Source organism: Spongiibacter nanhainus (genome assembly GCF_016132545.1).
GTDB lineage: Bacteria > Pseudomonadota > Gammaproteobacteria > Pseudomonadales > Spongiibacteraceae > Spongiibacter > Spongiibacter nanhainus.
In genome coordinates, this window is record NZ_CP066167.1 from 1,492,562 (window position 1) to 1,518,341 (window position 25,780).

Annotated in this window: 26 protein-coding genes; 20 read left to right on the forward strand and 6 right to left on the reverse strand. The window is 55.6% G+C overall.

Going from position 1 to position 25,780, the window contains the following annotated elements; all coding sequences use genetic code 11:
* The first annotated feature begins 2 nt into the window (after positions 1–2).
* The 6 genes from I6N98_RS06730 to acuI all read left to right on the forward strand — a co-directional run bounded on the left by I6N98_RS06730 (position 3) and on the right by acuI (position 6,251).
* Complete coding sequence (locus I6N98_RS06730; protein ID WP_198571024.1) at positions 3–1,235, forward strand: DUF1214 domain-containing protein; 1,233 nt, start codon at positions 3–5, stop codon at positions 1,233–1,235.
* Between the two features lie 222 nt (positions 1,236–1,457).
* Entirely contained in the window at positions 1,458–2,258 is an 801-nt protein-coding gene (locus I6N98_RS06735) for an enoyl-CoA hydratase/isomerase family protein (protein ID WP_198571025.1), read from the forward strand.
* Between the two features lie 87 nt (positions 2,259–2,345).
* Positions 2,346–2,714 carry a DUF4286 family protein gene (locus I6N98_RS06740; protein ID WP_198571026.1) on the forward strand — a complete coding sequence of 123 codons (369 nt, stop codon included), beginning with the start codon at positions 2,346–2,348 and terminating at the stop codon, positions 2,712–2,714.
* A gap of 228 nt (positions 2,715–2,942) precedes the next feature.
* On the forward strand, positions 2,943–4,133 hold the full coding sequence (locus tag I6N98_RS06745; RefSeq protein WP_198571027.1) for an acyl-CoA dehydrogenase family protein: 1,191 nt from the start codon (positions 2,943–2,945) through the stop codon (positions 4,131–4,133).
* A gap of 21 nt (positions 4,134–4,154) precedes the next feature.
* Complete coding sequence (locus I6N98_RS06750; protein ID WP_198571028.1) at positions 4,155–5,168, forward strand: acyl-CoA dehydrogenase family protein; 1,014 nt, start codon at positions 4,155–4,157, stop codon at positions 5,166–5,168.
* A gap of 99 nt (positions 5,169–5,267) precedes the next feature.
* Positions 5,268–6,251: an acrylyl-CoA reductase (NADPH) gene (gene acuI / locus I6N98_RS06755; protein ID WP_198571029.1), complete on the forward strand. Its 984-nt coding sequence runs from the start codon at positions 5,268–5,270 to the stop codon at positions 6,249–6,251.
* A gap of 70 nt (positions 6,252–6,321) precedes the next feature.
* Here the strand turns inward: acuI and I6N98_RS06760 are convergent, their stop codons facing one another.
* Together I6N98_RS06760 and I6N98_RS06765 are read right to left on the reverse strand one after the other, a co-directional pair.
* Positions 6,322–6,771: a hypothetical protein gene (locus I6N98_RS06760; RefSeq protein ID WP_198571030.1), complete on the reverse strand. Its 450-nt coding sequence runs from the start codon at positions 6,769–6,771 to the stop codon at positions 6,322–6,324.
* Between the two features lie 206 nt (positions 6,772–6,977).
* Positions 6,978–7,505 carry a MarR family winged helix-turn-helix transcriptional regulator gene (locus I6N98_RS06765; protein ID WP_198571031.1) on the reverse strand — a complete coding sequence of 176 codons (528 nt, stop codon included), beginning with the start codon at positions 7,503–7,505 and terminating at the stop codon, positions 6,978–6,980.
* A 175-nt stretch (positions 7,506–7,680) separates the two neighbouring features.
* On the opposite strand from I6N98_RS06765, the gene I6N98_RS06770 reads away from it, so the two are divergent.
* The 8 genes from I6N98_RS06770 (at position 7,681) to I6N98_RS06805 (ending at position 16,363) form a co-directional block, all read left to right on the forward strand.
* Positions 7,681–9,063 (forward strand): aldehyde dehydrogenase family protein, encoded by a 1,383-nt coding sequence (locus tag I6N98_RS06770; protein WP_198571032.1) that lies wholly within the window; start codon positions 7,681–7,683, stop codon positions 9,061–9,063.
* Entirely contained in the window at positions 9,060–10,331 is a 1,272-nt protein-coding gene (locus I6N98_RS06775) for a cytochrome P450 (protein WP_198571033.1), read from the forward strand. Before I6N98_RS06770 ends, I6N98_RS06775 begins: the two co-directional genes overlap by 4 nt.
* An 8-nt stretch (positions 10,332–10,339) precedes the next feature.
* Complete coding sequence (locus I6N98_RS06780) at positions 10,340–10,678, forward strand: 2Fe-2S iron-sulfur cluster-binding family protein (protein ID WP_198571034.1); 339 nt, start codon at positions 10,340–10,342, stop codon at positions 10,676–10,678.
* A gap of 68 nt (positions 10,679–10,746) precedes the next feature.
* Entirely contained in the window at positions 10,747–11,148 is a 402-nt protein-coding gene (locus I6N98_RS06785; protein WP_198571035.1) for a nuclear transport factor 2 family protein, read from the forward strand.
* Entirely contained in the window at positions 11,141–11,506 is a 366-nt protein-coding gene (locus tag I6N98_RS06790; RefSeq protein ID WP_198571036.1) for a hypothetical protein, read from the forward strand. The genes I6N98_RS06785 and I6N98_RS06790 overlap by 8 nt, the downstream gene beginning before the upstream one ends.
* Before the next feature lie 83 nt (positions 11,507–11,589).
* Positions 11,590–13,959: a TonB-dependent receptor gene (locus I6N98_RS06795; RefSeq protein ID WP_198571037.1), complete on the forward strand. Its 2,370-nt coding sequence runs from the start codon at positions 11,590–11,592 to the stop codon at positions 13,957–13,959.
* A 153-nt stretch (positions 13,960–14,112) separates the two neighbouring features.
* Entirely contained in the window at positions 14,113–14,493 is a 381-nt protein-coding gene (locus I6N98_RS06800) for a hypothetical protein (RefSeq protein ID WP_198571038.1), read from the forward strand.
* 97 nt (positions 14,494–14,590) lie between these two features.
* Positions 14,591–16,363, forward strand: a complete 1,773-nt coding sequence (locus I6N98_RS06805) for an NAD-dependent malic enzyme (RefSeq protein ID WP_420496986.1) — start codon at positions 14,591–14,593, stop codon at positions 16,361–16,363.
* A 107-nt stretch (positions 16,364–16,470) separates the two neighbouring features.
* On the opposite strand, the gene I6N98_RS06810 is transcribed toward I6N98_RS06805, so the two are convergent.
* Complete coding sequence (locus tag I6N98_RS06810) at positions 16,471–16,788, reverse strand: hypothetical protein (RefSeq protein ID WP_198571039.1); 318 nt, start codon at positions 16,786–16,788, stop codon at positions 16,471–16,473.
* A gap of 138 nt (positions 16,789–16,926) precedes the next feature.
* Here I6N98_RS06810 and I6N98_RS06815 point away from each other — a divergent pair, with 138 nt between their 5' ends.
* Positions 16,927–17,763 (forward strand): CPBP family intramembrane glutamic endopeptidase, encoded by an 837-nt coding sequence (locus I6N98_RS06815; RefSeq protein ID WP_198571040.1) that lies wholly within the window; start codon positions 16,927–16,929, stop codon positions 17,761–17,763.
* Here the strand turns inward: I6N98_RS06815 and I6N98_RS06820 are convergent.
* Positions 17,716–18,432 (reverse strand): lipoprotein intramolecular transacylase Lit, encoded by a 717-nt coding sequence (locus I6N98_RS06820; RefSeq protein ID WP_232787486.1) that lies wholly within the window; start codon positions 18,430–18,432, stop codon positions 17,716–17,718. The genes I6N98_RS06815 and I6N98_RS06820 overlap by 48 nt on opposite strands.
* 728 nt (positions 18,433–19,160) lie before the next feature.
* On the opposite strand from I6N98_RS06820, the gene I6N98_RS06825 reads away from it, so the two are divergent.
* The 4 genes from I6N98_RS06825 to minE all read left to right on the forward strand — a co-directional run bounded on the left by I6N98_RS06825 (position 19,161) and on the right by minE (position 22,213).
* A complete protein-coding gene (locus tag I6N98_RS06825) occupies positions 19,161–20,084 on the forward strand; it encodes a DMT family transporter (RefSeq protein ID WP_198571042.1) in 924 nt (307 codons plus the stop codon).
* Between the two features lie 260 nt (positions 20,085–20,344).
* Positions 20,345–21,100 (forward strand): septum site-determining protein MinC, encoded by a 756-nt coding sequence (gene minC / locus I6N98_RS06830; RefSeq protein ID WP_198571043.1) that lies wholly within the window; start codon positions 20,345–20,347, stop codon positions 21,098–21,100.
* A 49-nt stretch (positions 21,101–21,149) separates the two neighbouring features.
* Positions 21,150–21,965, forward strand: coding sequence for a septum site-determining protein MinD (minD, locus tag I6N98_RS06835; protein WP_198571044.1), 816 nt, complete (start codon positions 21,150–21,152; stop codon positions 21,963–21,965).
* Complete coding sequence (gene minE / locus I6N98_RS06840) at positions 21,962–22,213, forward strand: cell division topological specificity factor MinE (RefSeq protein WP_198571045.1); 252 nt, start codon at positions 21,962–21,964, stop codon at positions 22,211–22,213. The genes minD and minE overlap by 4 nt, the downstream gene beginning before the upstream one ends.
* A 133-nt stretch (positions 22,214–22,346) precedes the next feature.
* Here the strand turns inward: minE and pta are convergent, their stop codons facing one another.
* Positions 22,347–23,309: a phosphate acetyltransferase gene (gene pta, locus I6N98_RS06845; RefSeq protein ID WP_198571046.1), complete on the reverse strand. Its 963-nt coding sequence runs from the start codon at positions 23,307–23,309 to the stop codon at positions 22,347–22,349.
* 309 nt (positions 23,310–23,618) lie between these two features.
* On the opposite strand from pta, the gene I6N98_RS06850 reads away from it, so the two are divergent.
* Positions 23,619–25,121, forward strand: a complete 1,503-nt coding sequence (locus I6N98_RS06850; RefSeq protein ID WP_198571047.1) for a flavin-containing monooxygenase — start codon at positions 23,619–23,621, stop codon at positions 25,119–25,121.
* 17 nt (positions 25,122–25,138) lie between these two features.
* Here I6N98_RS06850 and I6N98_RS06855 read toward each other — a convergent pair whose 3' ends face one another.
* On the reverse strand, positions 25,139–25,780 hold the full coding sequence (locus I6N98_RS06855; RefSeq protein ID WP_198571048.1) for a TetR/AcrR family transcriptional regulator: 642 nt from the start codon (positions 25,778–25,780) through the stop codon (positions 25,139–25,141).

Here is a 25,780-nt window from a genome sequence, read left to right on the forward strand (position 1 = left end):
ATATGGCCTTTGGTGAGAGTGAGGTCGACGCCCAACTGCAGTCCGCCTGGCAGCAGTTTTGCCGGCAGCTTGAGGCCGCCGGTGAGCGGGTGTTCAAAGACAATAATCCTGCCACTGAGATTCATCGGGCTGACGCGTTTCGCTTCCTGACCCAGAACCTCGGTCAGGCCTTTGATCTTGCCCTGGAGACCCGTGACAGCCGCTACCCCATGATTCACCCCTTTTGCACGCCCACCCGCAAATTGGGAGGCGATGCAGCGGACTTTACCTACCATCAAGCCTGGATCGATGGGCAATCCTGTTATCGGGTCAGCGGCGAGCGGGGCAGTGCGCGCTTTATCAACTTTACCGTGCAGGGGGAGCGCCCCGACAAGCAACCCGGTACGGATATTCCCAGTCTTCACGACCCCTTTGGGGATATCCCCGAGGCCAATCTGTTTGGCCACCAAATGCAGATTGACGATGACGGTCGCTTTGAGCTCTATATCGGCGGTCCGGAGCGGGACGGCAACTGGCTGCCCACCACCGCTAAGACCCGCAAGTTGTTTATCCGTCAGGGCTTTGATGATTGGAGTGAATCGCCGGCTTTGCTGACTATCGAACGGCTCGATATGACCGAGCCTCGACCTGTGATGACTGCGGATTCGCTGACCGACGCGATGGCCTGGGCCGGTATCTTTGTTGAGGCGGTCATGACCGACTGGCCGGATCACCCCTATCAGTACAGCCCCTTTGTGGACCCGGTGGGAGTCAATCGCTTTCCCCCCGACCCGGCGGCGGCAGCGGGCCAGGACGACCAAAAACGCGGCCGGGCGGTGGCCAATCTGTGCTGGCAATTAGCGGAGGATGAGGCGCTAATCATTGAGTTCGCGCCGCCGGACAGTTTCTGGATGGTGTCGGCGATGGGTGTGTTCTTTAACAGCCTCGATTACCTGTATCGGCCGGTCAGTTACACGCCGGCACGGACCGCCCTCGATGATGATGGCAAAGTGCGGATTGTCGTCTGTCAGCATGACCCCGGTTTCCACAATTGGCTGGATACCCAGGGCTTTGAGCGGGGCAATATCTGTTACCGGAATCTGCTCAGTACCGCCACGGCGGAATTTGCCACCCAGGTAGTGTCTTTAGCGGATTTGTCCGAGGTGCTACCCCTGTCCCAGCGGGTTAGTGCCGAAGAGCGGCAACAGCAGATGCAGCAGCGTTTCGACAGCATTCGCCGGCGGTATCGCATTTAGCTGCCATCTTTGAATCTGTGTGACGGCGCTTGATACTTGATGCGGCCTATTTTGTGACATGGACAGACGACAGCATCACTTCTATAATTGCACAACGCTGTTGAATAGATGATGGCCGCGGCCCGGCCCGCCGTCGGGACAATAAAACGCGGATGCCGCATCGATGATGCTTTGGCAATAACGCGAAAAAGACTCTAAAAACATCTAAAAGGTGCTGCACCTATGTCGGCTCTGCCTGAATACGACACCCTGTTGCTGTCCCGCCAGGGACGCTTGCTAACCATTACCCTCAATCGTCCGGAGTTGATGAACGCGGTAAATTTGCGCCTCCATGAGGAATTGGCAGAAGTGTTTGTCTTTGCCGCTGCCGACTCCGACTCCGACGTGGTTTTGCTCACTGGTGCCGGCAAAGCCTTTTCGGCTGGTGGAGATATCAACCATATCTCCACCAATGCCAATAACCCTGATCTCTTTGATGAGGAAGTTCGCCTGGCCAAACGCATTGTGTTTGCCATGTTGGATTTAGATAAACCGTTAGTGTGCAAGATGAACGGTCACGCGGTGGGCCTGGGTGCCACCGTAGCCTTGTATTGCGATGTGATCTTTGCCTCAGAGCGGGCGAAAATTGGCGACCCTCACGTGAATGTTGGCCTGGTGGCCGGTGATGGTGGCGCGGCGATTTGGCCCCAACGCATCGGCTTATGTCGCGCCAAGGAATTGCTGTTGACCGGCGACTTACTCACTGCCAGCGAAGCAAAAGACATGGGCCTGATCAATCACTGTGTTGCAGCCGATGAATTGGACGATGCGGTGGCCGCATTTTGTGATCGACTCTTGGCTGGGGCGCAGGGTGCCATTCGCGCCACCAAGGTGCTGCTGAACCTGGAGCTGAAACGCATTGTCACCGCCACCATCGACGCCGGTTTGGCCTACGAGGCTCGCAGTGTGCGCAGCGATGATCATCGCGAGGCCGTGGCCGCCATGATCGAGAAACGCAAGCCGGTTTTTGGTGAGAAAAAATAGCAGTGACCGGGAGCCAATACCAGGCGGCTAAAAGTCGCTGAAGAAGAGCAGGCGAGTTCAAGCGAGTTAAAGAGGGCAGGGGGCAGTATGGCGCGCTACAGCATGCTGGTACTCAGTCGACCGGTAGCCGGTCAGGACGAGGCCTACAACGACTGGTATCAGAATACGCATTTGCAACAGATTGTCTCACTGCCCGGCTTTGTCTCGGCTCAGCGCTTTAAATTGCGGGTCAATATGCGGGGTGAGAACGCCTATCCCTACGCCGCGATCTACGAGATTGATACCGACGATGTCGACGCCGCCTTTGCCGCCCTGGAAAAGGCCTCCAGCGACGGCAGTTTGATCATGGCGCCGGCCTTCGACACCGAGACCGTTTACGCCTCAATTTACGAACCCTTGGGGGAGCCGGTCTGCGAATCCTCTGCAGAATCGGAGCAGGGCGACGACGGGGGGTAAAGGATGGTGGTTGGGCAAAGAGGTTGGCCTGAGTGCATGGTCCCGCCTGGCTGTAGCCTTTTTGGGGTGGCCACGGTAACATGCTCCATATAATCAACAGTGTCGTACAGTAATGGTCTCGGAGGAATGGCACGTGTAGAGGTGATCACAGAGAGCTTCGGCACGACAGAGACACATTAGACAGTGACATAACAGACAGTGACACAATAAACCGGATCGAAAAATCGGATGAGCGAGACACAGTTAGAACAATTCCGTCAGGAAGTGCGCGGCTGGCTGGGTGACAATATCCCCCAGGGCTGGCGCGCCGCGATGACCAATGCCGAACAGCCGGCCTTTGTGGAGTTGCAGCAGGCCTGGTTTAAAAAGCTGGTGGAGCAGGGCTACGCCACACCCCATTGGCCGGAAGGTTGGCACGGCGGTGGGCGCTCACTGGCTGAGCAAAAGGTCATCTTTGAAGAGGTGGCCAGGGCCGACGCACCCCGGCTGATCCTGTATTTTGTTGCCCTGTATCATGCGGCCTGTACCCTGTTTGAGTGTGGCTCTCAGGCGCAAAAGGACAAATACCTGCCCGGTATCCTCAATGGAGAAATCTGGTGCCAGGGCTTCTCAGAACCCAATGCGGGTTCCGATTTGGCCTCGCTGAAGACCCGTGCCGAGCGCCGTGGCGATAAGTACATTATTAACGGTCAGAAAACCTGGTCCACCATGGCCCAGTACGCTGACCGCTGCTTGTTGTTGGCCCGTACCGACGGTTCCGGTCCGCCTCAGGCAGGCCTGACTTATTTGCTGCTTGATATGAAGGCCAAGGGCGTGTCGGTGCGCCCTATCGATCAGATCACCGGTGACGATGAGTTTGCCGAGATCTTCTTCGACGATGTAGAAGTCTCAGTGGAGGACCGGGTCGGCGAAGAGGGTAATGGCTGGGCGGTGGCTCAGGCGACCCTGGCCTCCGAACGCGGTCTGACCCTGGTGGAGCTGACTCAGCGTATGCGCGGTGGGCTGTCGATGTTGGTGGAAACCTTAAAGTCTCAGGGGCGCCTGGATGACCCCCACATGCGCCAACAACTGGGACAGGTGATTCCCCAGGTGAATGCGGCCTGTGCCGTGGCCGACCGCTACCTGCAGAAGCGTATTAGCGATCAGGAGCAGGTCGGTGATGCTTCCATCGTCAAACTTTACTACGCCCAGGTGCTCAGAGAACTGGTGCGCCTTGGCGTGCAGAGCGAAGGTTTGGCAGGCCAGTATCACGGTGGCTTTATGCGGGGTGCGACCCAGGAAACCGGCAATTGGGCCCTGGATTTTATGAACTCCTACAACTGGTCTATCGCCGGCGGCAGCAACGAAGTTCAGCGCAACATCATCGCCGAGCGGATGCTGGGTATGCCCCGTGAACCCAAGCAGTGGCAGCTGTCTTGAGCCCGGGAGTGAGGAACTAACATGAGTGTGGAATTTCAAGAACTCAGAGACGCTGTCCGCCAGGTGGTAGACGGCCTGGACAAACTGGGCGCCGAGCAGGACTACTGGCATCAATGCCTGGAGTTGGGCTGGTTGATGGTGGCGGCGCCGGAGGAGCTCGGCGGTCTGGGTATGGGCTGCGAGGCGGCGGTGGCTGTACAGCTGGAATTGGGCCGGGGCTTAAGTGGCGCGCCCTATCTCCCGGCAGTGATGGCTGTCAGCGCCATCTGTGATTCCGGCCTCGATGACAAAAGCGAGCGCCTGGAAAAAATCTTTACTGGCGAGGCCATTACCGCCGCGCTGGTGGACGGTGGCCTCAGTGCCAGCGCTCAGACCTTAAGCGGTACCCTGAACGCGGTGTTAAGCGCCGACAGTGCGACGCAATTACTGTTTTGGACAGACGACCAGTCGCTGGTGGCGATCGCCGATCTGTCTCATTCGGCGATCAGCGCCCAGGGCCGGGATACCTGGGATACCACCCGCCGTCTGTTTGATGTTGAACTGCAGTCGTTGCCGGTCGCCGATGTCACTGTGCTGGCCGAAGGTCGCAGTGCTCAAACGATGATTAAACAGCTGCGTATGCAGCGCGACCTGGGGCTGGCAGCCGATGCTGTGGGCGCGTCAACCGCTCTGCTGGAGATGACGGTTGAACACCTCAATACCCGCATTCAGTTCCGCCGTCCGCTGGCGATGTTCCAGGCCCTCAAGCATCGCTGCGCCGATATGAAGACGCTTTGTGAGGCCTCGGAGGCACTGTTGATCTCGGTGCTGGATACCGACAGCGATGCCGATGTCATGGCGGCCAAGCAAATGGCGACCAGCCACTACGCCACCGTGGCGGAAGAAGCCCTGCAGCTGCACGGCGGCATCGGTATGGCGGTGGAGCACCCTTGTCACTTGTACCTTAAGCGGGCAATGTTGAACCCGCACTTGGGCACCAGCTCCGCGGCCTGTGCCGAAAGCGCGGTACAGGCTCTGTTGGATAGCGTGGCCTGAATGTAAGGCCACACGAGCACAGTAAAATGCGGCAGTTTCAACCAGAAAATGCCACCTACAAAACGTAACCCGTTCCAAGCAACCAGAGAGATAAAGCCTATGTTTTCTGCAATTCTGATTAACAAAGACGACAACGGCCAGACGGTCGAAGTTAGCCAGATTGACGAGGCGCAACTGCCCGAGGGCAACGTCAGCATCGACGTGGAATACTCCACCATGAACTACAAGGATGGCCTGGCGATTACCGGCAGCTCTCCTGTAGTGCGCAAGTTTCCCATGGTGCCGGGTATCGACCTGGCTGGTGTGGTGACTGAAAGCAGCCACGCCGACTATAAAGCTGGCGATAAAGTGGTGCTCAACGGCTGGGGTGTCGGTGAAGGTCACTGGGGTGGCCTGTCCCAAAAAGCGCGCCTCAACGGAGATTGGCTGGTGCCGCTGCCCAGCGCCTTTACCACCCGTCAGGCGATGGCCATCGGGACTGCCGGTTACACCGCTGCGCTGTGTGTAGATGCACTGGTCAATCACGGTGTGACCCCGGATCAGGGCGAGATTCTGGTTACCGGTGCTACCGGTGGTGTTGGCAGTGTGGCCGTATCTTTGCTGGCCAAGGCGGGCTTTACCGTTATTGCTCTGACCGGTAAAACCAGTGATGCGGAATACCTCAAGCAACTGGGCGCCAGCGATGTCATGGATCGCGCAGAAATGTCCGAGAAAGGTCGCCCCCTGCAGAAAGAGCGCTGGGCCGGTGTGGTGGACACAGCCGGTAGCCATATCCTGGCGAATGCCTGCGCTTCTACCAAGTACGGCGGTGCCGTCGCAGCCTGTGGTCTGGCCCAGGGTGCCGATCTGCCCAGCACGGTAATGCCCTTTATCCTGCGCGGCGTAGCCCTGCTGGGTGTCGACAGTGTGATGGCCCCCAAAGCGCCTCGCATGGCCGCCTGGGAGCGTTTGGCTAAGGATCTGGACGCCAGCCACCTGGATTTGATCGCCAAGGACATCAGCCTGGCAGAGGCGATTGATGTTGCTGACCAGTTGATGAAAGGCACGCTGCGCGGTCGCGTAGTGGTAGACGTCAACAAGTAAGTAGGGAAACCCCCAACGAAAATGGGGTGGCTTTAGCCACCCCATTTTTTTGTCACAATGTTTTTGCCGCCTATTTCTTGGCGGACGCTTGCGCGCTAATCATTTTCCCGCCGTCGCACTCCAGGGTTCCACTCAGGCTGATATCGTAGGACTTGGTGGAAGAATCCCGCAGGTCGGCTTTTTCACTACCATCCGGTTTTAAGCGACAGGTGGTGCCGTCCGCGAGGGTTAGATCAAATTCCTTCAATGACGGAGCTTGACCAGGTAGGCTCATCACCTTCACTGATAGGGCTGCGGTACCCATCGACCTCATGTCCTCCGACATGCTGGCGCCCCGCACCATCGATACCATTGAGGTGCCGCCGGGAACCACAATGCCTCCCTTGACCGATCCATTCAGATCACCGCTGTAAGTCGCTTGCCAGCCCGTGGCGCTAATTGCCATAGGGGCAAAGCTCACTACGGCCATTGCCAATGCCGAGGCGCGGGCATGGCCCAGAAAGTTACGATTCTGAATCATGGGTTAAAGTCTCCATACGTTCTTGGTTGGGATAGCCACAATGAATGATTTTTGTGGGTCGTCACTGTGGTTCAAGCACAGGCTTCACCGGCCACGTTCCTGTGTTACCGGTCCGCCGGCGATAGGGCTGTGTGCGTTTATTATGCAACAGAACTTCGGTGGACCCGACAGTTATTTGCAGGCTGAGTTTAAATCTTCAGCGTCGATTATTTATTGTCGTCATCCCGGTAGGCAGAGAACTCGTCATCCATGCGCATAAACATATAAATACCCATTTGATTCTCTTCCTTTGAGAAGTGATCGGTGATTCGCCGAATAACCTTGCAGGCGCTGGCGATCATTTCATCGCAATGCTGTCGCCCGGCGTCGGTCATTTCTATCAGTTTTTCCCGACCCGAATTGGGGTCTTCGCTGAGGGTGATATAGCCCAGCGGCTCACGTGATAGCGCGCGCAAGGCCTTGGAGACACTGCTACTGGTAATGTCGTACCAGTTGGTCATCAGCCGTACCACATCCTTGCGGTGGATGGCGGTTTTTTCGGTACGCTGTAGTTCTGAACGGAGTATCCACATGATTACCGTTTGGTGGCGATCCAATCGCCCGCATTCCATGAGTCCCGCCTCGATTTTCATCCCGATGGAAAAGTGAATCGGATAGAAATAATCGAGGAACATTGCCGGCGCATTGTCCTGTGTGGCGGGCACATCCGTGGGTTTTTTCCAGCTGTTCTTCAATCCTTGCTCCAAGTTACTGATGTCAAACGCTCAAAAGTTATGGGCCTGGGATTGATCTGTCAAGAATTAGTTTTTATGTGACAAAGTAATCAAAAATAAATAGTTTCCTGTTGACACTATTATTGTCTCGACACTAACATACTCGGCAAATAACAAAGCAACAGCGGAGCGAGTCGTGGAATCCAATTCCCTGAGCACACAGTTTCAGGCCTTAAGTCGGGCTGCGGGAGACGAGGTCTATCCGTCGTTAGCCGTCCGCCGTGACCGCCTGACGCGACTGGAAGCCATGCTCCGGGACAAGGAAGGACTGTTGTGTGACGCAATGAACCAGGACTACGGCCACCGTTCCAAGCGCCAAAGCGCCTTTGCCGATATCACCACCACGCTGAAATCTATCAACCACGCTCGCCGTCATTTGCGTTTCTGGATGGCTAAAACCCCCCGTCAAGTTGATATGAGTTTGCGGCTCACCGGCGCGCGCAGTTATAGCGAATATGTCCCCAAGGGGGTTGTGGGGGTAATTAGCCCCTGGAATTTCCCGGTCAATCTGACTTTTTCCCCGGTGGTGTCTGCCTTTGCTGCCGGCAACCGGGTGTTTATCAAACCCTCGGAAGTCACCCCAGCCACGGCAGAGCTTATTCAGGCCGCCTGTAGTGAGTACTTTCAGCCCGACGAGGTGGCAGTGGCCTGCGGAGGTGTCGAGGTCGCGAAGCAGTTTGTCGAGCTGCCTTTCGATCATTTGATTTACACCGGCGGCGAGGTGATTGCCAAGTCCATTATGGCGGCAGCGGCGAATAATCTAGTGCCGCTAACTCTGGAGTTAGGGGGAAAATCCCCAGTGATGATCGCCGATGATGCCGATCTGTCCCAAGCTGCAAAAAAAGTCGCGTTCGGCAAAATATTTAACGCGGGCCAAATCTGCATTGCACCTGACTATGTGATGCTGAATCCCGCCCAGCTAGAGCCCTTTGTGTCGGCCCTTGAAGCGGCCTTACAACACATGGCCTCCGCTCACGACAGCGACGGCGTCGACGTGGTCAACGATAGACACCGTCAGCGGATTGATTTTCTGGTTGACGAGGCCCGTCAGGCCGGCGCCGATGTTCGCACAGTGCAATGCGGGGCATATCGGGCCGATATTGTGATCAACCCCGATGCCGATATGGCAATTTGTTCGCAAGAGATTTTTGGGCCAGTGGTAGTGGTACGTACCTGTAATTCGGTGACTGAACAACTGGCTGAAGTTGCCGCCCGTCCGCATCCCCTGGTCGCCTACTATTTTGGCCGCAGCAGTGCGGGCTTTGAGCATGTTGCTCGGCAAATCCGCTGCGGCGCCCTGGTTAAAAACGACATTATTTTTCAGTACGCCAATGACGATTTCCCCTTTGGGGGCGTCGGCGCCAGCGGTATGGGTAAGTACCGCGGTATCGATGGGTTTCAGGAGTTTTCCAACCTCCGTCCGGTATTTAAATCCGGTGCGATTGATACCTCGTCGTTGGTCACACCCCCTTATCCCCGTTTGTTCGAGGCGGTGAATAACATAATGAGGAAACTATGAGCCAAGTAACGGTAAATTCTGGCGCCTCCAATGTGGACGCTGTATTGGATGCAATGCTCTCACCCGAGACCATTCAAAATCCTTACCCCAGTTATAAAGTCTTGCGGGATAATCCGCCGGTCTACGGCTTGCTGGACTATCCCCCCGGCACAGTCCCCGGTGTGGATCAACCTTTCCCGGCCTGGGTGTTCACACGTTACGACGACGTAGATTTTATTTTGCGCAATCCACAGTTGTTTTCGTCGGAAGATCCGATGCAGGCCAACTCCTCGGCGCCCAGCCTGATGCTGGTCAACCACGACCAGCCGCGTCATACCGCGCTGCGCAATCTGGCTAAAATTGCCTTCACCCCCCGCCGTATTCACGACAATATCGTTGATCGGCTGCGGGCCGATGTGACAACCATCATCGCCGAGAATCTGGGCAAGCAGACTGACTTTATGGAGTCGGTAGCCGGTGTGATCCCCGCTATGGTGATGACCTATCTGATGGGGCTACCCAAGCAGGACTACAAAAAGCTGGTGCGCTGGGCGAACGCCTTTATGGTGTCGTCAGATTTCACCCCCGAAGAGCGCCTGGAGTGCAACAAAGAACTGTTTGAGTACTTTGTCGCCAAGGTCGGGGAGCGTTATGCCGCGATTGAGGCGGGTGAAGAAGTCGAAGATAACCTGATGACGGCATTTATCAATGCCGAGAGCGATGGCGATACCCTCACTAAGGATGAGGTCACGCTGTTTTGTATCACCCTGGTGGTCGCAGGCGCGGAAACTACCACCTATTTCCTCGGTAACCTGATCGGTGTGCTATTAGAGGACAAGACCTGGTTTGACAAGCTCAAGCAGGACAGAAAGCTAATCCGCCCCTTTATGGAAGAGTGCCTGCGTCGGGATGGTCCACCGCAACGCTTGTTCCGTGTGGTACTAGAAGACTGTGAAGTTGGCGGCCGACAGCTGAAGAAAGGTGAGTGGCTGGCCTTCTTTATGGCGGCGGGTAACCACGATGAGAGTGCTTTCCCCAATCCCGAGCAGTTCATTATCAACCGTGACAACATCAACCGCCACCTTACCTTTGGCCGGGGCATCCACCACTGCTTAGGCGCGCCATTGGCCAGGGTAGAAGGGGAGACAATGTTGAACGGCATCCTCGATACCTGCAGCACGGTAGAAGGTGAATTATCCAATACCCGGCGTCAGTCAGGTGGCCTATTGGCCTACGGGTTTAGCACTTTGCCGGTAGTTCTGAAGCCATCTGAGGCGGGCGAGGGTTGATTGCGGATATGTCAGCCTTAAGCAAACAAAATGCATCGATTGCTGTGGAGCTCACAGACCGCGAAGGTGCGACCAGCCAGTATCAGGTTGGCAGCCTCCGGGAGTTGTTCGACGAGCTCTGCGGGGAGCTGAAAATTGACGGCCTGTGTGGTGGCTGCTGCTCCTGTGCCACCTGTCATGTGCTTGTGGATGGTGACGATCAACACAAGCTCTATCCCATGGAAGATGACGAGCGAGAAGTGCTGGAGGGGCTGTTGTATTCACAGTCTTCCAGCCGGCTGCTGTGTCAATGCCGTGAGCGGGAGGAGGGCAGAAGCCTGTCGATAACGCTGGCCCCTGAAGAATAGTTAGCCGACTCGTTTTCGAGCCCGGTAAGAATAAATAGCAACATAATGATAGCGAGAATAAGGAGTTCATGATGGATAGCTTGGCGGTAACACAAGAAGTCTTCCAACGCTTCGGTAATCACGATGTCGACGGCATCTGCGAATTACTGGACAGCGACGCCACCATCGATTTTTACGGCCCCAGTGTCATACCTTACGCCGGTCACTACCGTGGTGCCTCGGAGTGCCGGCGCTTTTTTGAGACTGTGCTGAGTTCGGTAAATATCCATGTATTCCAACCCGATAAATTTATCACCGAGGGAAATTGGGTCGCTGTGTTGGGGCATTTACACCTCACCACCAAGCGCGATGGTCGAGAAATTACCTCCGACTTTGCCCATATTATCGAGTGTCGGGACGGTAAGTGGCTGCACTTTAGAGACTTTATGAACACAGTGGTCGCTCAAGAGGCCTTCACCTCCAATGACTAATCACCGTTCTGTCTACTATATCGACCTGGTGTTGTTTCTGGTTCTGGCAACACCGGGACTGAATCATTACCTGTTGGAGTTTGTGTTGTCCTTCAGCGCGAGCGACTGGTCAGCGGCGTCGCTTTCTCTGGCTACACCACTACTCGGATTGGCGGGTGTATTGGGGCTCGGCCTGGCTTGGATACGCCTTGCCAGTACCGATAGTCGCTTGATTGTACAAACCAGTCTGCTGGTAAAGCTGGCGGCTGCTGCCTGGTTGGGATGGCTGGCGTTATCGGGTGTGTCGGTTATTTTCGCGGTATTTGCCGCAGCGGATTTATTTGCTGCGAGCTTGCTGATACTGGCTTTGGTTCGGTAGGCAGCTGACGTTATACAAACAACAAAAAAGCAGTATTTAAAACTAAAAACTTGATCTGATAAAAATAAACGTGGTGTGGGACTATGTTGAAAATTCAGAAAATATCTTCACTTATTGCTGTATTTACGGCACCGACTTTGATCTCGCTGGGCAGTCATGCTCAAGAGAGCGGCGGTGGTGCGTCCAGTAGCAACCGCTTGCTCGAGGAGGTGATGGTCACGGCGCAAAAACGGGAGGAGAACTCCCAGGACGTGCCGATTATGATCAGTGCCTTTGGCGGTGAGAAGCTCGACGCTCTCGGTGTTGAAGCTACCGCCGACCTGCAAAAAATTACCCCGGGGCTGACCTTTACCTATACATATGGGTATACCGTTATCTATATGCGGGGTATCGGTACCGATGCTTTCTTGCCCAATGCCGATCCCAGTATCGCCACCTATATCGATGGTATCAATATCGGCCCGAGTCAGGGTAAGCAGGATACGCTTGGCCCTATCGAGCGGGTTGAGGTACTCAAGGGGCCGCAGGGGACTCTGTTTGGTCGCAACGCCACTGGTGGTGCGATTAGCATCATTACAGAGGATCCGCCCGAAGAGTTTGTCGGCTCTCTAAAAACGGAGTTTGGCAATTACAACTCTGAGCTCTATCAGTTGTATCTGGGTACGCCGATCACCGACAGGCTTGGGGCTACGGTAGCGTTGTTTAAAAGCCACCAAGATCTCTACGGTCGCAATGAAGTCCTTGGCGAACGCGGCCCGATGCGCTCAGATTTTGCCGAGGGCGCGCGGCTCAAAGTGCGCTGGGATCCCTTGGATAACCTGAGTGCCACGTTTATCGCTCAGTATAACAACCAGTTCACCAGTAACTCCCTGTCTCAGGAAAATACTCGCCCGGCACCCTTGCTGGCCGGTGGTGTAGAGCCCGATGAGCCCGATCGCGTATGGCACAATAACAAGCTGGGCGGGAACTCGACGCTGAATACTCTTTACGGTGCGATCATCGAATGGCAGCCCGGTCCGGTAGATGTGAAATTTATCTATTCGGAAAACGACGCCGACGTGGATGAAGCTCACTACGACCTTGATTCGACAGAACAATCCCAAGCCTATTTCTACAGTGCGGACCAGTTTAACTACCAAAAAACCTACGAGTTGCAGGTGCTCTCAAATGAGGATACCTGGTTGGCTGACCATATTGAGTGGGTAGCAGGTCTTTACCGACTGGAAGGCGAGGGTGGCTTCGGTAGTCTGTATTTGACTGTTAACCCGGCAGGGCTGGTTGCCAATATCATTGGCTTACCTGATCTCCTGTCGCCAATATTAGGGCCAATAATCAACAGCACGCCGGACGTCGTACTGGGTAATGGCGGTATTCTCACCACAGAGTCTGATTCGGCTTTCGCCCAGGCAACTTGGTTTGCCACGGATCGAATCAATGTTACTGCGGGTATTCGCTACCAGGAAGAAACTCGGGGCATTACCAATAGCTATCTGGATGTGGTTAGTCCTTTGGCGGGTAACCCACCGAATGAGTATTTCAAGTCGGGCGACCAGTCCTACAATATTCGTATATCGGACTTTACAGCGCCGGATCTCGAAGAGAATACCGTCTCTCCGCGTATCGCCTTGCAGTATTTCGCGACAGATACCATTCAGATATTTGCCTCGGCACAGCGTGGCTACAAGAGTCCTACATACAATATCGTAAACTTCTTTACCAACCCCAATCCCGTGCGGCGTGAGGAAGCGACTGCTTTTGAATTGGGCTTTAAGTCAGACTTGTTGGACGGCAACCTAAGGCTCAACGGTGCCATATTCAAGACGGAAATTGAGGGGCTGTTGACCGCAATCGTAGCGATCCCCTCCGGTGGTATCGTTAGTTTCCGAAATGCCGGTGAGGCTGAAATTGAAGGCGCTGAGGTAGACTTCCAATGGCAACCGATGCCGGACTGGAACTCTGGGCTAGTGATCACCGGTGGTGCTACCTACCTGGACGCTTACTATACCGACTACCCCGATGGCGCAGGTTTTGACGATGACACCGGTTTGTATTTTGGTGCCGACAGTCTGTTGGGTGACACCTCCCGCGATTTCAGTGGCAATCGGATTGTCCGCACGCCGCGTTTTACTTCAAGTGTTTCGGTGAACCAATACATTCCCGCCGGCGACTTGGGTAATTTCGAAATTGGGGTGGACTACTACTTTAACAGTGGCTACAACACCACACCGCAAAACTCGCCGTTTTACGAGCAGGATCAATACGAGCTGTGGGATGCACGCCTGTCCTACTTCTATGATCCGCTTGGCCTGCAGCTGACAGCTTTTGTTAAGAACGCCAAAGATAAGGACTACTATCAGAGTATTCTGCAGCAGGACTTTGGTCGCACCGTCACCCTGGCGCCGCCAAGACTCTATGGTCTGCGTCTGAAGTGGGACTTCGACACGCTGTTCTGATAGCAGCGTGCTGGAAAAATAACAACTTAACTAAAGAGGTTCTCAATGTTTAAAAATCTAAAATATGCTATTGCAGTAAGTTGTCTGGTCCTGTCGTCTATCAGCGCTAAGGCAGAGCCGAGTCTTCCTCAGCTGCCTATATTAGGTGGTATTTTGGGCAGTTCTCCTGAGGGGATTACAACGGTACTTGGAGAATTGCAGGGAGGGCTCACTGCTGGCCTGGGTAGCTTGTCAGGTGGCGTGGATGCCGGAGATGGTGGCCTGGACGCGCTTTTGCCCACCGGACTGTTGGGCTTGCCTTTGTTGCTTCCCAGTGCGGGTGAGCTGCTATTCTCAAATAACGGTGGTCCCCTCGGTGTGGTGACTGGGCTAGGTGGCCCGTTGATAGGCCAGTTGATCCCGGTTTTTGATGTACTGACTCAAAACCCCGGTCAATTGTTTGACTACGTCATGAATGGAGGGACCCTGGTATCCACCGAGCTGGTTATCCTGCCCGCCATACCACTGGTTACTGCGCCCTTGGCCCTGGAGTAACCTGGGACCTGTACCCAACACAGTGTTGACACTGTCACCCTGCCCAAGGGGGTAGTTTTGCCACTTGGGCTGGAGCTGGGTGGGCTAAGGCTCTAGAATGACGGCTCTTCCGGGCATTGCCCCGGCCATCGTTAGCGCCGTAACCCAGACTCAAATTATGAACAGTCTAAAGCCACTGTATATTTCTTATGCAGGACCCTCCCTGTTGGAAACGCCTTTGCTCAACAAAGGCTCAGCCTTCACCGAGGCTGAACGCCGAAGTTTTAACCTCATGGGCTTGCTGCCCCCCCGCTATGAGAGCATCGACGAGCAGGTGGAGCGGGCCTACATGCAGTACTCCAGCTTCGATGAGCCGATTAACAAGCACATCTACCTGCGGGTAATCCAGGACAACAACGAGACTCTGTTCTACCGCCTGTTGACCGACAATCTGGAGGAGATGCTACCCATCATCTATACCCCTACAGTGGGTGAGGCTTGCGAGCATTTCTCCGACATCTACCGCAGCGCCCGGGGGATTTTTGTCTCCTATGAAGAGCGGGAGTACATGGAGGATATTCTGCGCAATGTGACCAAGGACAAGGTCAAAGTGCTGGTGGTCACCGATGGTGAGCGAGTACTGGGCTTGGGGGATCAGGGTATAGGCGGTATGGGAATTCCCATCGGCAAACTGTCACTGTACACGGCCTGTGGCGGTATCAGCCCGGCTTACACCCTGCCCGTGGTACTGGATGTGGGTACCAATAATAAGAAGCTACTGGACGACCCCATGTATATGGGGATGCGTCACCCTCGGGTTGAAAAAGATGAGTATGACGCCTTTGTCGACCGCTTCATCGAGGCCGCCTCCGAGCGTTGGCCCGGCGTGTTGATTCAGTTTGAAGATTTTGCCCAGCCCAATGCCATGCCGATACTGCAGCGCCACAAGGATCGGGTCTGCTGTTTCAACGATGATATTCAGGGCACCGCGGCGGTAACACTCGGTACACTATTGGCCGCCTGCAAGCTGGCGGGCTCTGAGCTGAGAGACCAGCGCATTGCGTTTGTGGGCGCCGGCTCGGCGGGCTGTGGTATTGCCGAGCAAATAATCCGCGCGATGGTGGAGCAGGGCCTGAGCGACGAGCAGGCACGGCGTCAGGTCTTTATGGTGGATCGCTTCGGGCTGCTCACAGAAGGCATGGACAATCTGGTGGATTTTCAGGCGCCACTGGTGCAGCCCCAGGCCGCTATAGCAGACTGGGTTGCTTCAGGGTCTGATTATCCCTCGTTGTTAGATGTGGTGGACAACGCCAAGCCAACGGTACTGATCGGTGTGTCTGGCCAGGGCGGCTTGTTTACCGAAGACGTTATCCGGCATATGCACGCCAATTGTGATCAGGCCATTATCCTGCCCTTGAGTAACCCCAGCCGCCACGCTGAGGCCACCCCGGAACAGGTCATAGAATGGACCCAGGGTGAGGCAATCGTCGCCACTGGCAGCCCCTTTGCTCCAGTGGCTTACCAGGGCCGCACCTACGAGATTTCCCAATGCAATAATGCCTATATCTTTCCAGGAATAGGTTTGGGAGTGGTGGCCAGCAAGGCCAGCCGAGTCAGTGACGAGATGCTGATGGCCGCCGCTGTGACCCTGGCCGACAGCGCTGCGGAGGCGGAATCCCAGCGCAGCGTGCGCCGGGTGAATGCCATTTTGCCACCCCTGGATGAGCTGGCGGAACTCAGCAAGAAAATCGCTTTTACCGTGGCTCGCACTGCTCAGCAACAGGGCCTGGCGATAGAGACCGACGACGATACCCTAAGGGATCGCATAGAGCGGCATTTCTGGACTCCTACCTATCGCGAGTATCGGCGCATCGCCGCGCGCGCCAGATAGTGAGGTGGACCGCATGTAGGTTGGGTTGCCAAACCCAACTCTCGGATCCATTTATAACCGACAAGCGTTGGGTTTCATTCTTCAACCCAACCTACGGGGCCGAAGGCTTATTTGCGACCGAATACGCTGCCGATCAATTTCTCGATATCGCCGGCAATCTTGGCCGGAGCCCGGCTCGCCAATCCACCGTTGGCGGCATCCACCAAGGCTTCGGTCAAACCCTCTCTCACTTTGCCGCTGATACTGGGCAATACGCCTTCTATCCCCTCCGTAACACCATCTCGCACACGGTCCTGTGCCTCGGGGAGTATTTTGTCCTCAAGGTATTCCCTGACTTTGGGTGCCAGCACAAAATAACTTAACAGCATTAGCAGCACCGCGGTAAACAGACTTGAGAGTAGGGCGGTTAAGAGGATTGTAGTCATGGCGATTCCTTTCCCGGTGAAGAATAATCGGTGATAGCCCCAAGAAGCATAGCTCAAAATCCAGACGGCTTCTGTGAGTCAGGGCGAACCATAGGGTAAACTTTGTGGGCGCCCACCAATCTTTGCCAGAGGACAGCCATGCTTGGCTATATAGATCCCCGTCGTATTTTCCAAGTACTGGACAGTATTGACGACGAACCAAATAGCTACTCTTTGGATCGCAGGGCGGCGTCACGCCGGGTATTTACGGTCCTCGCTTGCGTAGCCTGTTGCCTGTTTCTAATCCACTACCTGAAATATTCCTCCACCATGCTGGCCTTTTTAGGGGATATCAGTGAGGCCCAGGGCAAATACCGAACCTACTGGTGGTTCCAGCTTCGGGCGACGGGCTTTGGCGATCTGATCATCTACGCCTGGTGGACCTTCTGGCACGTAGTGGGCTATGTGCTGATTCCGTGGTTGGTAATCCGCCGTTTTATGAAGGCGCGGATGGTCGAATTTGGCTGGCGCTGGGCGCAGACCACTGAGCACTGGCGGGGCTATCTGCTGCTGTTGTCGCCGATTCTGATATTTATCTTTTTGGCCAGCCTCAATGCCGACTTCCTCAATCACTATCCATTTTATAAACAGGCGGGGCGCAGCTGGTTCGATCTGATCAGTTGGGAGTTGCTGTATCTGACTCAGTTTGTCTGTTTAGAATTTTTCTTTCGTGGCTTCTTTTTGCAGGCATTGCGTCCGGCGGTGGGGGCAAACGCGGTGTGGATCATGTGTGTGCCGTATTTGATGATCCACTTTCCCAAATTGTGGCCGGAGGCCCTGGGCGCCATTCCCTTTGGCTTATTTCTGGGGATTTTAGCACTGCGATCCAATTCGATTTGGGGTGGGTTTTTGGTTCACGCCGGGGTGGCAGTGGGGATGGACTTGGCGTCACTGTTTCAGCAGGGACGGATTCCCAGCCAATGGTGGCCGGGTTAGCAACAGTCGTCTTGCGGCGATGTAGAGACCGCAAAACAGCGGTACGGCCATCGCGATCCATGCCAGGGCGATATACATAAACAGGTCTGGCGCCTTCATCATGGTGGACATTAACGAGTCCTGATAATAGAAAAACCAGGGGTGGTCCTCCGGAAAAATCCAGATATGAAGTTGATAAAAGACCTTTTCGAAGCCCAGTAGGGCTAAGGTCACTCCGGCAATAAGGGCGATAATGCCGTAACCGATGGCGACTCTGCCTAATGAGGCCAGCGCCCGTGGCCGATAAACCAGCCCTGCAGTCAGCAATAGCCACGCTGCGCTCCCTATCGCTCCGGCGCTGTGCCAGCTATCAATCAAGTTGGCGACATCTTGCAGGTGGACAATCTCGTCGTAGCGGAGCAGGGGAATGGGGACATCGTGGCGAGGCGTGGTGTAGACAATATCCTCCAGTCCAGTGCCGCTATGGCTCACCCCGTCGACGATCTGCGCAAACAGTCTGAGACGTTGCTCACGGCTGGTATCTTCAAAGCCGTCCCGGTAACGGTTCTCGGGACCGAACTCACTAATGTTGTCGTCGATACCAATGGCGTCGTACCAAAAGCCGTAACCGAAATCGACACTCAATAGCAGCAACCAACTTAGCATCAGGGCTGTAAGCAGTGTGGTCACCGAATACACAGTTGACAGAAGATTGGGGCGTTGGCGGGTCACAAGTTGGTCCGTCTGCTCTGGTGTCTGATGCTGGACCCCGCCGTCTATGCGGGGTGGGCCTAGGGCTTTTCGATGCGTCGGAATGCGCTTTGTTTGATCTGGATCAGCGCGCAAGCGGTCAATTGGCGAGAACATTCTCCTTGCGGCGCGGTGTCGGCAATTGATCCAGTCGCATTCCAACACAATTGAGGAGTATAGCGATGTCACACGAAATCAGCGATGTTGAAGCTATGAAACGTTTGCGCCTGGCCATCGGTGCTATGGTACTTGGTGCTGTGTGTTTGATTGGAGTTGTGGGGATTGTCACTACGGCCTTCTAGACTGAAAGGCTAGGAAATCTCTTACATAGACACCGCCCGTTTGCCACGCTAATACGCTAGCGCCCCCAAATTATCACGACATCGACCTTGTGAATGGACAGTTCCTTGGCTTATAGTTAATGGGTTGTTCCATTTACCGGGTTGTCACCACTGTGAACCACGTTTTTACCGCCATGCTAGTCGTCGCCAAGCGCATTGCCTGTGTGCGCTGGGCACGTGCTTATGCGGCGGAAAAATGGACGACAACGAGCAGTTAGCTGAGATACAAAAACACCATTTTTCAAAAGGCCGCAGAGTTCAGATCCGCGGCCTTTTTTGTTGGGCCGGTTCTGTCTCAAGCCATAAACGAGATAAAGGAATCGGGCCATGTTCCCGCGATTAAACTATTTGCTGGTTATTCTGATCTGGGCGACGACGCCGCTGGCGATCAAACTCGGCGGTGACTCTCTGGCGCCCATGGCGGGGCTGACACTGCGAATGGCCCTGGCCTTTGCCGTGGGCAGTTTAATCTGCACAGTCTTCGGCCTGGCGGGGCTCAATATCCGCAGTCACTGGCGCCTTTACCTGGCGGCATCGATTAGCCTGTTCCCCAATATGGTCTTGGTTTATCAGGCCGCTGAATACATTCCCTCGGGGCTGATGGCGCTGATGTTTGGCCTTAACCCCCTGGTTACCGCCGTGCTGGCAAAGCCCATTCTGGGAGAGAATCTGCTTCGGCCCCGCAAGGTGTTGGCGATTGTTTTGGCGGTCATGGGCTTGCTCTGCATCCTGGCCGACGACGTGGCGCTGCCGCCGGATGCCGCTCTGGGCATTGGCCTGATGTTGACCTCTAACCTGTTGTTCTCGGGCAGTGCGCTGTGGGTAAAACGCCTGAACGCACAGTTGACGGTGGAACCCCTGGAGCAAGCATTGGGTGCCATGGCCTTTTCGCTGCCGGGCCTAGTGCTAACCTGGGTTTTTGTGGTGGGGGTAGAGCCCTTGGTGATTAGCCCGACCTCACTGGCGTCACTGTTGTACTTGGCGCTGGTGGCCTCTTTGGTGGGCTTTGTCGCCTATTACTTTATCCTCAAGACCATGTCGGTAGAAGTGGTCTCACTGATCCCCTTTGTGTCGCCGATATTGGCGATTGTTATCGGGGTGTTGGTGGCAGATGAGTCGCTCTCGGCAAATATTCTGGTTGGCGCGGGGCTGATACTTTCATCGCTGTTACTGCATCAGGGCAAGCTGCGCTTGTCGAGGAACACAGCCAGCCGCGCTGATGAGTCGGTCCGCCAAGGTGGAAAAGCCTGAGCCATGCCACGAACGGTGTTGTAAGCAGCGCAAACATGCGCTGCTTTATTATTTTCTGCTTCCAGTTGGCCAGGTCGTGAGATTTTTCGGTGCTGTCTTTGAACTCTCGGTGGTGACATTACTCTAAGCCCGGAATACCCTTAGGCCGTCGATATTGTGGCCCTTGAGAATTCGACCCGATTCAAATGGGCCCTTGCGAATTGTCCGTCAAAGGGCTATAAACTCGCGCCTTTTCGCCATCGCTGTTTTTAATAGGGCATATGACTTCAAGCCAGACCTCTGAAATGTCTCCCAGTTTTCGTCTAAAAGGCGGTCTCTATCCGCTGACGCAACTGGAAATTAACCACTACTGCAGCGAGCGCTTTCAGCGCGACCTCGAAGCCAAAGTCGCCGAGGCACCGGCATTTTTTCGTCAAACACCAGTCGTGCTGAATTTTGAACAATTTGACGGGGAGCTGGACGGCTTGCCCCTCAAGGAGCTCAAGCAACTCTGTTTGGATGTCGGGCTGCTGCCGATTGCGGTGCGGGGTAATGATCGCGGCCTGTCGGCCCGGGCACTGGTGGCGGGGATGCCCACACTCAGTGGCGGGCGAGTCAAACAAGAGCGCTCGCCGGAACCTGCGGAGAGTGCAAACGCCGATGCCCCAGCGGCTGGTGATGCTGCGAGTCCTCCTGCGGATGCCGAATCGGGGCTGGGCAATCGGCTTATTACCAACCCAGTTCGCTCCGGTCAGCAGGTCTACGCTCAGGGAGATCTGGTGGTGGTGGCGCCGGTTTCCGCCGGCGCCGAGATTTTGGCCGACGGCAATATTCATGTTTACGGGCCGCTGCGAGGGAGAGCATTGGCCGGCGTGAAGGGTGATCGAGATGCGAGAATCTTTTGCCACAGCCTGGAGGCGGAGCTGGTGTCCATCGCCGGCGACTTCAAATTGGACGAGGATCTGCGCGGTACGCTGTGGAAACGGGCGGTGCATATCCGGCTCAACGACCAAGCACTCGATATCAGTGCATTGTAATTTCTCACGGTCGCCGCAACGGTGGCCCTCAGTTAAAGGGATGTAGACCTTGGCTAAAATAATTGTTGTGACTTCCGGTAAAGGCGGTGTTGGTAAAACCACCAGCAGTGCCGCGATCAGCAGTGGGCTGGCATTGGCCGGCCATAAAACTGTGGTAATCGACTTTGATATCGGTCTGCGCAACCTGGATATCGTAATGAACTGCGAGCGCCGGGTGGTGTACGACTTTGTCAATGTGATCAACGGTGAGGCCAATCTTCGCCAAGCCCTGATCAAGGACAAGCGTGTCGAGGACCTGTATATCCTCCCCGCGTCCCAGACCCGGGACAAAGATGCGCTGACCAAAGAGGGCGTCGAGCGCATTCTCAAAGAGCTGGCTGAGGACGGCTTTGAGTACATTATCTGTGACTCACCCGCCGGCATTGAGCACGGCGCCTTTATGGCTATGTACTTTGCTGATCTGGCAATTGTGGTGGCCAACCCGGAAGTGTCATCGGTGCGGGATTCAGATCGGGTGCTGGGGATTCTGCAAAGCAAATCCCTTAAAGCGGAGAACGGCGAGCGGGTCGATGAACTGCTGCTGTTGACCCGCTATAACCCAGAGCGGGTGGAAAGGGGTGAAATGCTGTCGGTGGATGACGTCAAAGACATACTGGCTGTCGAGCTGTTGGGTGTGATCCCCGAATCTCAGTCAGTACTCAAATCCTCCAACCAAGGTGTGCCGGTGATCCACGATACCGAGAGCCAGGCTGGCCAGGCCTACGCGGACGCGGTGGCGCGGCTGTTGGGCGATGAGCGTCCGCTGCGATTCCTCAGTGTGGAACAGAAGGGCGTATTTAAGCGGCTGTTCGGGAGGAGCGCATGAGTATTCTGAATTTCTTCAAAAGCAAGAAACCTGACAGCGCCGCCATTGCCAAAGAGCGCCTGCAGATTATCGTTGCCCACGAGCGCTCCCAGCGCAACGAACCGGATTACCTGCCGCGCCTCCAGCAGGAGCTGTTAGAGGTGATCCGAAAGTATGTGGAAGTGGACCAGGACCAAGTGGACGTAGCGCTGGATGACAGCGGCAATTGCTCGGTGCTGGAGCTGAACATCACCCTGCCGGGACGCTAACAAGCTGTTGATTTCCTATCCACGTTGCCACTGCGGCGTTGAAAACGGAAATCGGGCTCTATGTCAGGGAAAGACGGCGTGACGGCTGTCGACGTTGCGCCGGCTTTTCCGCCAGCACCTCTACCGCTAGTAGCTAATCCGCCAGTACTGCCGCAATAGCGGCGACATTTACGATATCCTCGGCGGAGCAGCCCCGGGACAAATCCATCCACGGCTTGTTCATACCCTGTAATACCGGGCCAATTGCCTTGGCGCCGCCAATGCGCTGGGTGATCTTGTAGGCGATGTTGCCGGCGTCCAGGTCGGGAAAGATATAGACATTGGCCTGTCCGGCGACTGCTGAGCCGGGCGCCTTTTTATCGCCAATTGCCGGCAAAAAGGCGGCGTCAAACTGTATCTCGCCGTCGATGGCCAAATCCGGGGCGGCCTCTTTGGCCAGCTCAAACGCGCGGCGGACTTTGTCGACTCGGGGGTGGCTTGCTGAGCCCCGAGTGGAGAAGGACAGCAGCGCAACTTTGGCAACCTCGCCAGTTAATGCTCGGTGGCTGCGGGCGGTGGTCACCGCGATATCGGCCAGTGACTCGCTGTCCGGGTCGGGATTTACCGCGCAGTCGCCATAGCTCAGTACCCGGCCATCCTGTAACTCCATCATAAAAAAGCTGGACACCTGGCGGGCGCCGGGGGCCAGCCCCAGGCCTTGAATCCCTGCTCGTAGCACATCGGCGGTGGTGGCTGTGGAGCCGGCGACGCCGCCATCGGCAAAGCCCAGTTTGATCAGCACCGCAGCCAGCAACACAGGATTCTCCAGTTGCTCCCTGGCCAGAGTCTCCGTCATGCCTTTGCTGGCCCGCGCTTCAGTGAAGGCCGCGACGGCCTTGTCTCGCCAGCTATTGGCATCGTCCCGCCGGTTAAAAATCTCGACGCCCGCAGGCGGCTCTGCACCGGGTGGCAGGTCCATTAGTACCGGGCTGACCAGCTGCTGCTCCGCCAAGTCAGCGGCGGCGCGCAGCACCCGCTCGTCATAGTGTTCGGGGAGTAATATGCGCTTTGGTCGTGCCTTTGCCTGTTGGCGGAGTGTATCGATGATGCCTGTCATGAAGTGCTCTGCGTTTCCGAGTTTGTTTTATGGGGGGGGCCAAGGGCTGACATTGTAGCTAAAACTGCTGCTTGTCGCTGTTGTGGCGAGGCTGGCGCGCTTTGACAGAGTTATCGGGCTTTATCCGGCTGCGACGATGTGGTAATTTAAAGGGTACAAATGTGTCTAAATGAGTGCGCGCCGTGACTTTTACCCGACCTCCATCGCGAGGAAGGGCGGCAATCAATGCAAAGTTAGCAATGCAAAGTTAGGCGTTTTTGTCTCGATTCCGACTATAAAAGTAATAGCTACATAGCAAGAGAGAATACTGTGGACAAGCAAACGAACAATGCTGATCAGCAAGCAAGTAGCGAGGCCGGACTAGGCGAGAACTCGACAGATCTATTGATCATCGGCGCCGGGTTTTCCGGTCTGGCTATGGCTGCTCTGGCAAAGGACGCGGGTTTTAGCATCCGCATGCTGGAGAAGGGGAGCGATGTCGGTGGCGTGTGGCGGGAGAACACCTACCCCGGCGCGGCCTGTGATGTGCCTTGGTATCTGTATTCGTTCTCGTTTTTCCGCGAGTCGATATTCTCCCGGCCCTATCCCCAGCAGCCGGAAATACTGCAGTACCAGCAGGATTTAGCGCGACATTACGATCTGTACTCACACACTGAATTTGGCGTAGAGGTAGAGCGGGCCCAGTGGCACGAAGACGAGCGCTATTGGGAAGTGGTGACCAAGGCCGGTGAGCGCTACGTTGCCAAGTCACTGGTCTCGGCAGTTGGGGTCTTGAGTCGGCCCGCCTGGCCGAATATTCCCGGCATGGAAACGTTCTCGGGTGAGATGTTTCACTCTGCGCAGTGGCGCCATGATGTTCTACTGGCGGGGAAACGTATCGGTGTTGTAGGCACCGGTGCCAGTGCCGTGCAGTTCGTCCCGGAGGTCGCCAAAGAGGCCGGAGAACTGACTGTTTTTCAGCGCAGCCCCCAGTATATTCTGCCCAGGTTGGACTCGCCTCATAGCGGCCTAAAGCGGAAGCTATTTAAGCGTTATCCCGCTTTGGTGGAGGTCTATCGCCAAGCCTGGTGGCGCTACGGCGAGTGGCTCACCAATACCTTCAAGGGCAAGAACTTGGTGTCTACCGTGATCCGCGGTTGGTGCGCCTTGAAACGCTATATGGCGATCCGCGACCCGGAATTGCGTAAAAAATTAACGCCAGACTATGCGCCGGGCTGTAAGCGCATTCTCTTTGCCGACGATTACTACAAGGCCTTTGGCAGAGACAATGTACACCTGCATACCGACGGCATCGACCACATTGAGGAAGACGCCGTGGTGGACACCAAGGGTCAAAAGCATCCGGTGGATGTGCTGATTATGGGCACGGGGTTCAAGGCCACCGAGTTTTTGGCGCCGATGACGGTGACGGGGCGCAGTGGCCAAAGTTTACACGAGCACTGGCAGCCCATCGCCAGAGCTTATCTCGGCATGACCGTCCCCAACTTCCCCAACTTTTTCATGATGTACGGCCCCAATACCAACCTGGGCAGTAACTCCATTACCTTTATGATCGAGTGCCAAGCCAATTACATTGTTCAGGCGCTGCAGCGCATTCGCGAGGGCGAAGAGCTGGAAGTGCGGGAAGAGGTGTATCGCAGTTACAACGAGGAAATGCAGGGCCGTCTGTCACGCTTGGTGTGGGCGCAGGGCTGTGGTACCTGGTACACCACTGGGGACGGACTTAACCCCACCAACTGGCCCGGCAAAACCCGGGAGTACTGGAATCGCACCGCCTCATTCCAACGTGAAGATTATCATCCGGCCGGATAGCTGCGGCCGGCCTGACTTCACGACGGCGTGACGTATAAGTTCAGGTAGGCAACCATGGCACGGCCGGACTCCCGGCCGTATTGATCGTCGATGTAGCCGTGGTAAAGATTGGACACTCTGAATACAGAGGTGGCAATGTCCACCGCTAGAGAGGCGACATCCGGCTCAGTGGGCACCTGAATACCTCGCTCGTTGAGAAGATCGTTAAGTATCCCCCCCAACTTTTTGATGGAGTACTCGGTGGCCCGAAAGCTCTCATCGGTGACAGCGCCGCCGAGTATCAGCAGTCGCGATACCGGGTTGGCGTTGTGAAACTTAGCGCCCTCTGTATTGAGCCTTGTTACCACCTCTTCCCAGTGAAGGTCCTTGCTTTGCAGCTCCGCGTGGTTGACCAAGTAGGCCTCTAAGCGATCTAGGTAGGTCTTGGTGAGCTCATTGAGAATGGCATAGGGCGAGGGGAAGAACTTATAGATACTGCGCCGGGTGTAGCCCAATCGCTCGGCCAACACCGGAATCGAAAAACCTGTCAGTCCCTCTTCACCCAGCAATTTATCAGCTTCTTCCAAAACTGAATGATAGCGGCGCTCCCCAGCGCGACGCTGGGGTTGAACCGCTTGTGCCCTGGGGTTGAGGGGGCGGAGTGACGTTGTGCTACTCAA

Excerpts from the sequence above, each read along its gene's own strand:
- I6N98_RS06750 (WP_198571028.1), top strand. The coding sequence starts at position 4,155 with ATGAGTGTGGAATTTCAAGAACTCAGAGACGCTGTCCGCCAGGTGGTA.
- I6N98_RS06730 (WP_198571024.1), top strand. The coding sequence starts at position 3 with ATGGCCTTTGGTGAGAGTGAGGTCGACGCCCAACTGCAGTCCGCCTGG.
- acuI (WP_198571029.1), top strand. The coding sequence starts at position 5,268 with ATGTTTTCTGCAATTCTGATTAACAAAGACGACAACGGCCAGACGGTC.
- I6N98_RS06810 (WP_198571039.1), bottom strand. The coding sequence starts at position 16,788 with ATGACTACAATCCTCTTAACCGCCCTACTCTCAAGTCTGTTTACCGCG.
- I6N98_RS06760 (WP_198571030.1), bottom strand. The coding sequence starts at position 6,771 with ATGATTCAGAATCGTAACTTTCTGGGCCATGCCCGCGCCTCGGCATTG.
- I6N98_RS06745 (WP_198571027.1), top strand. The coding sequence starts at position 2,943 with ATGAGCGAGACACAGTTAGAACAATTCCGTCAGGAAGTGCGCGGCTGG.
- I6N98_RS06740 (WP_198571026.1), top strand. The coding sequence starts at position 2,346 with ATGGCGCGCTACAGCATGCTGGTACTCAGTCGACCGGTAGCCGGTCAG.
- I6N98_RS06805 (WP_420496986.1), top strand. The coding sequence starts at position 14,591 with ATGACGGCTCTTCCGGGCATTGCCCCGGCCATCGTTAGCGCCGTAACC.
- I6N98_RS06780 (WP_198571034.1), top strand. The coding sequence starts at position 10,340 with ATGTCAGCCTTAAGCAAACAAAATGCATCGATTGCTGTGGAGCTCACA.
- I6N98_RS06775 (WP_198571033.1), top strand. The coding sequence starts at position 9,060 with ATGAGCCAAGTAACGGTAAATTCTGGCGCCTCCAATGTGGACGCTGTA.
- minC (WP_198571043.1), top strand. The coding sequence starts at position 20,345 with ATGACTTCAAGCCAGACCTCTGAAATGTCTCCCAGTTTTCGTCTAAAA.
- minE (WP_198571045.1), top strand. The coding sequence starts at position 21,962 with ATGAGTATTCTGAATTTCTTCAAAAGCAAGAAACCTGACAGCGCCGCC.
- I6N98_RS06795 (WP_198571037.1), top strand. The coding sequence starts at position 11,590 with ATGTTGAAAATTCAGAAAATATCTTCACTTATTGCTGTATTTACGGCA.
- I6N98_RS06790 (WP_198571036.1), top strand. The coding sequence starts at position 11,141 with ATGACTAATCACCGTTCTGTCTACTATATCGACCTGGTGTTGTTTCTG.
- I6N98_RS06825 (WP_198571042.1), top strand. The coding sequence starts at position 19,161 with ATGTTCCCGCGATTAAACTATTTGCTGGTTATTCTGATCTGGGCGACG.
- pta (WP_198571046.1), bottom strand. The coding sequence starts at position 23,309 with ATGACAGGCATCATCGATACACTCCGCCAACAGGCAAAGGCACGACCA.
- I6N98_RS06735 (WP_198571025.1), top strand. The coding sequence starts at position 1,458 with ATGTCGGCTCTGCCTGAATACGACACCCTGTTGCTGTCCCGCCAGGGA.
- I6N98_RS06815 (WP_198571040.1), top strand. The coding sequence starts at position 16,927 with ATGCTTGGCTATATAGATCCCCGTCGTATTTTCCAAGTACTGGACAGT.
- I6N98_RS06785 (WP_198571035.1), top strand. The coding sequence starts at position 10,747 with ATGATGGATAGCTTGGCGGTAACACAAGAAGTCTTCCAACGCTTCGGT.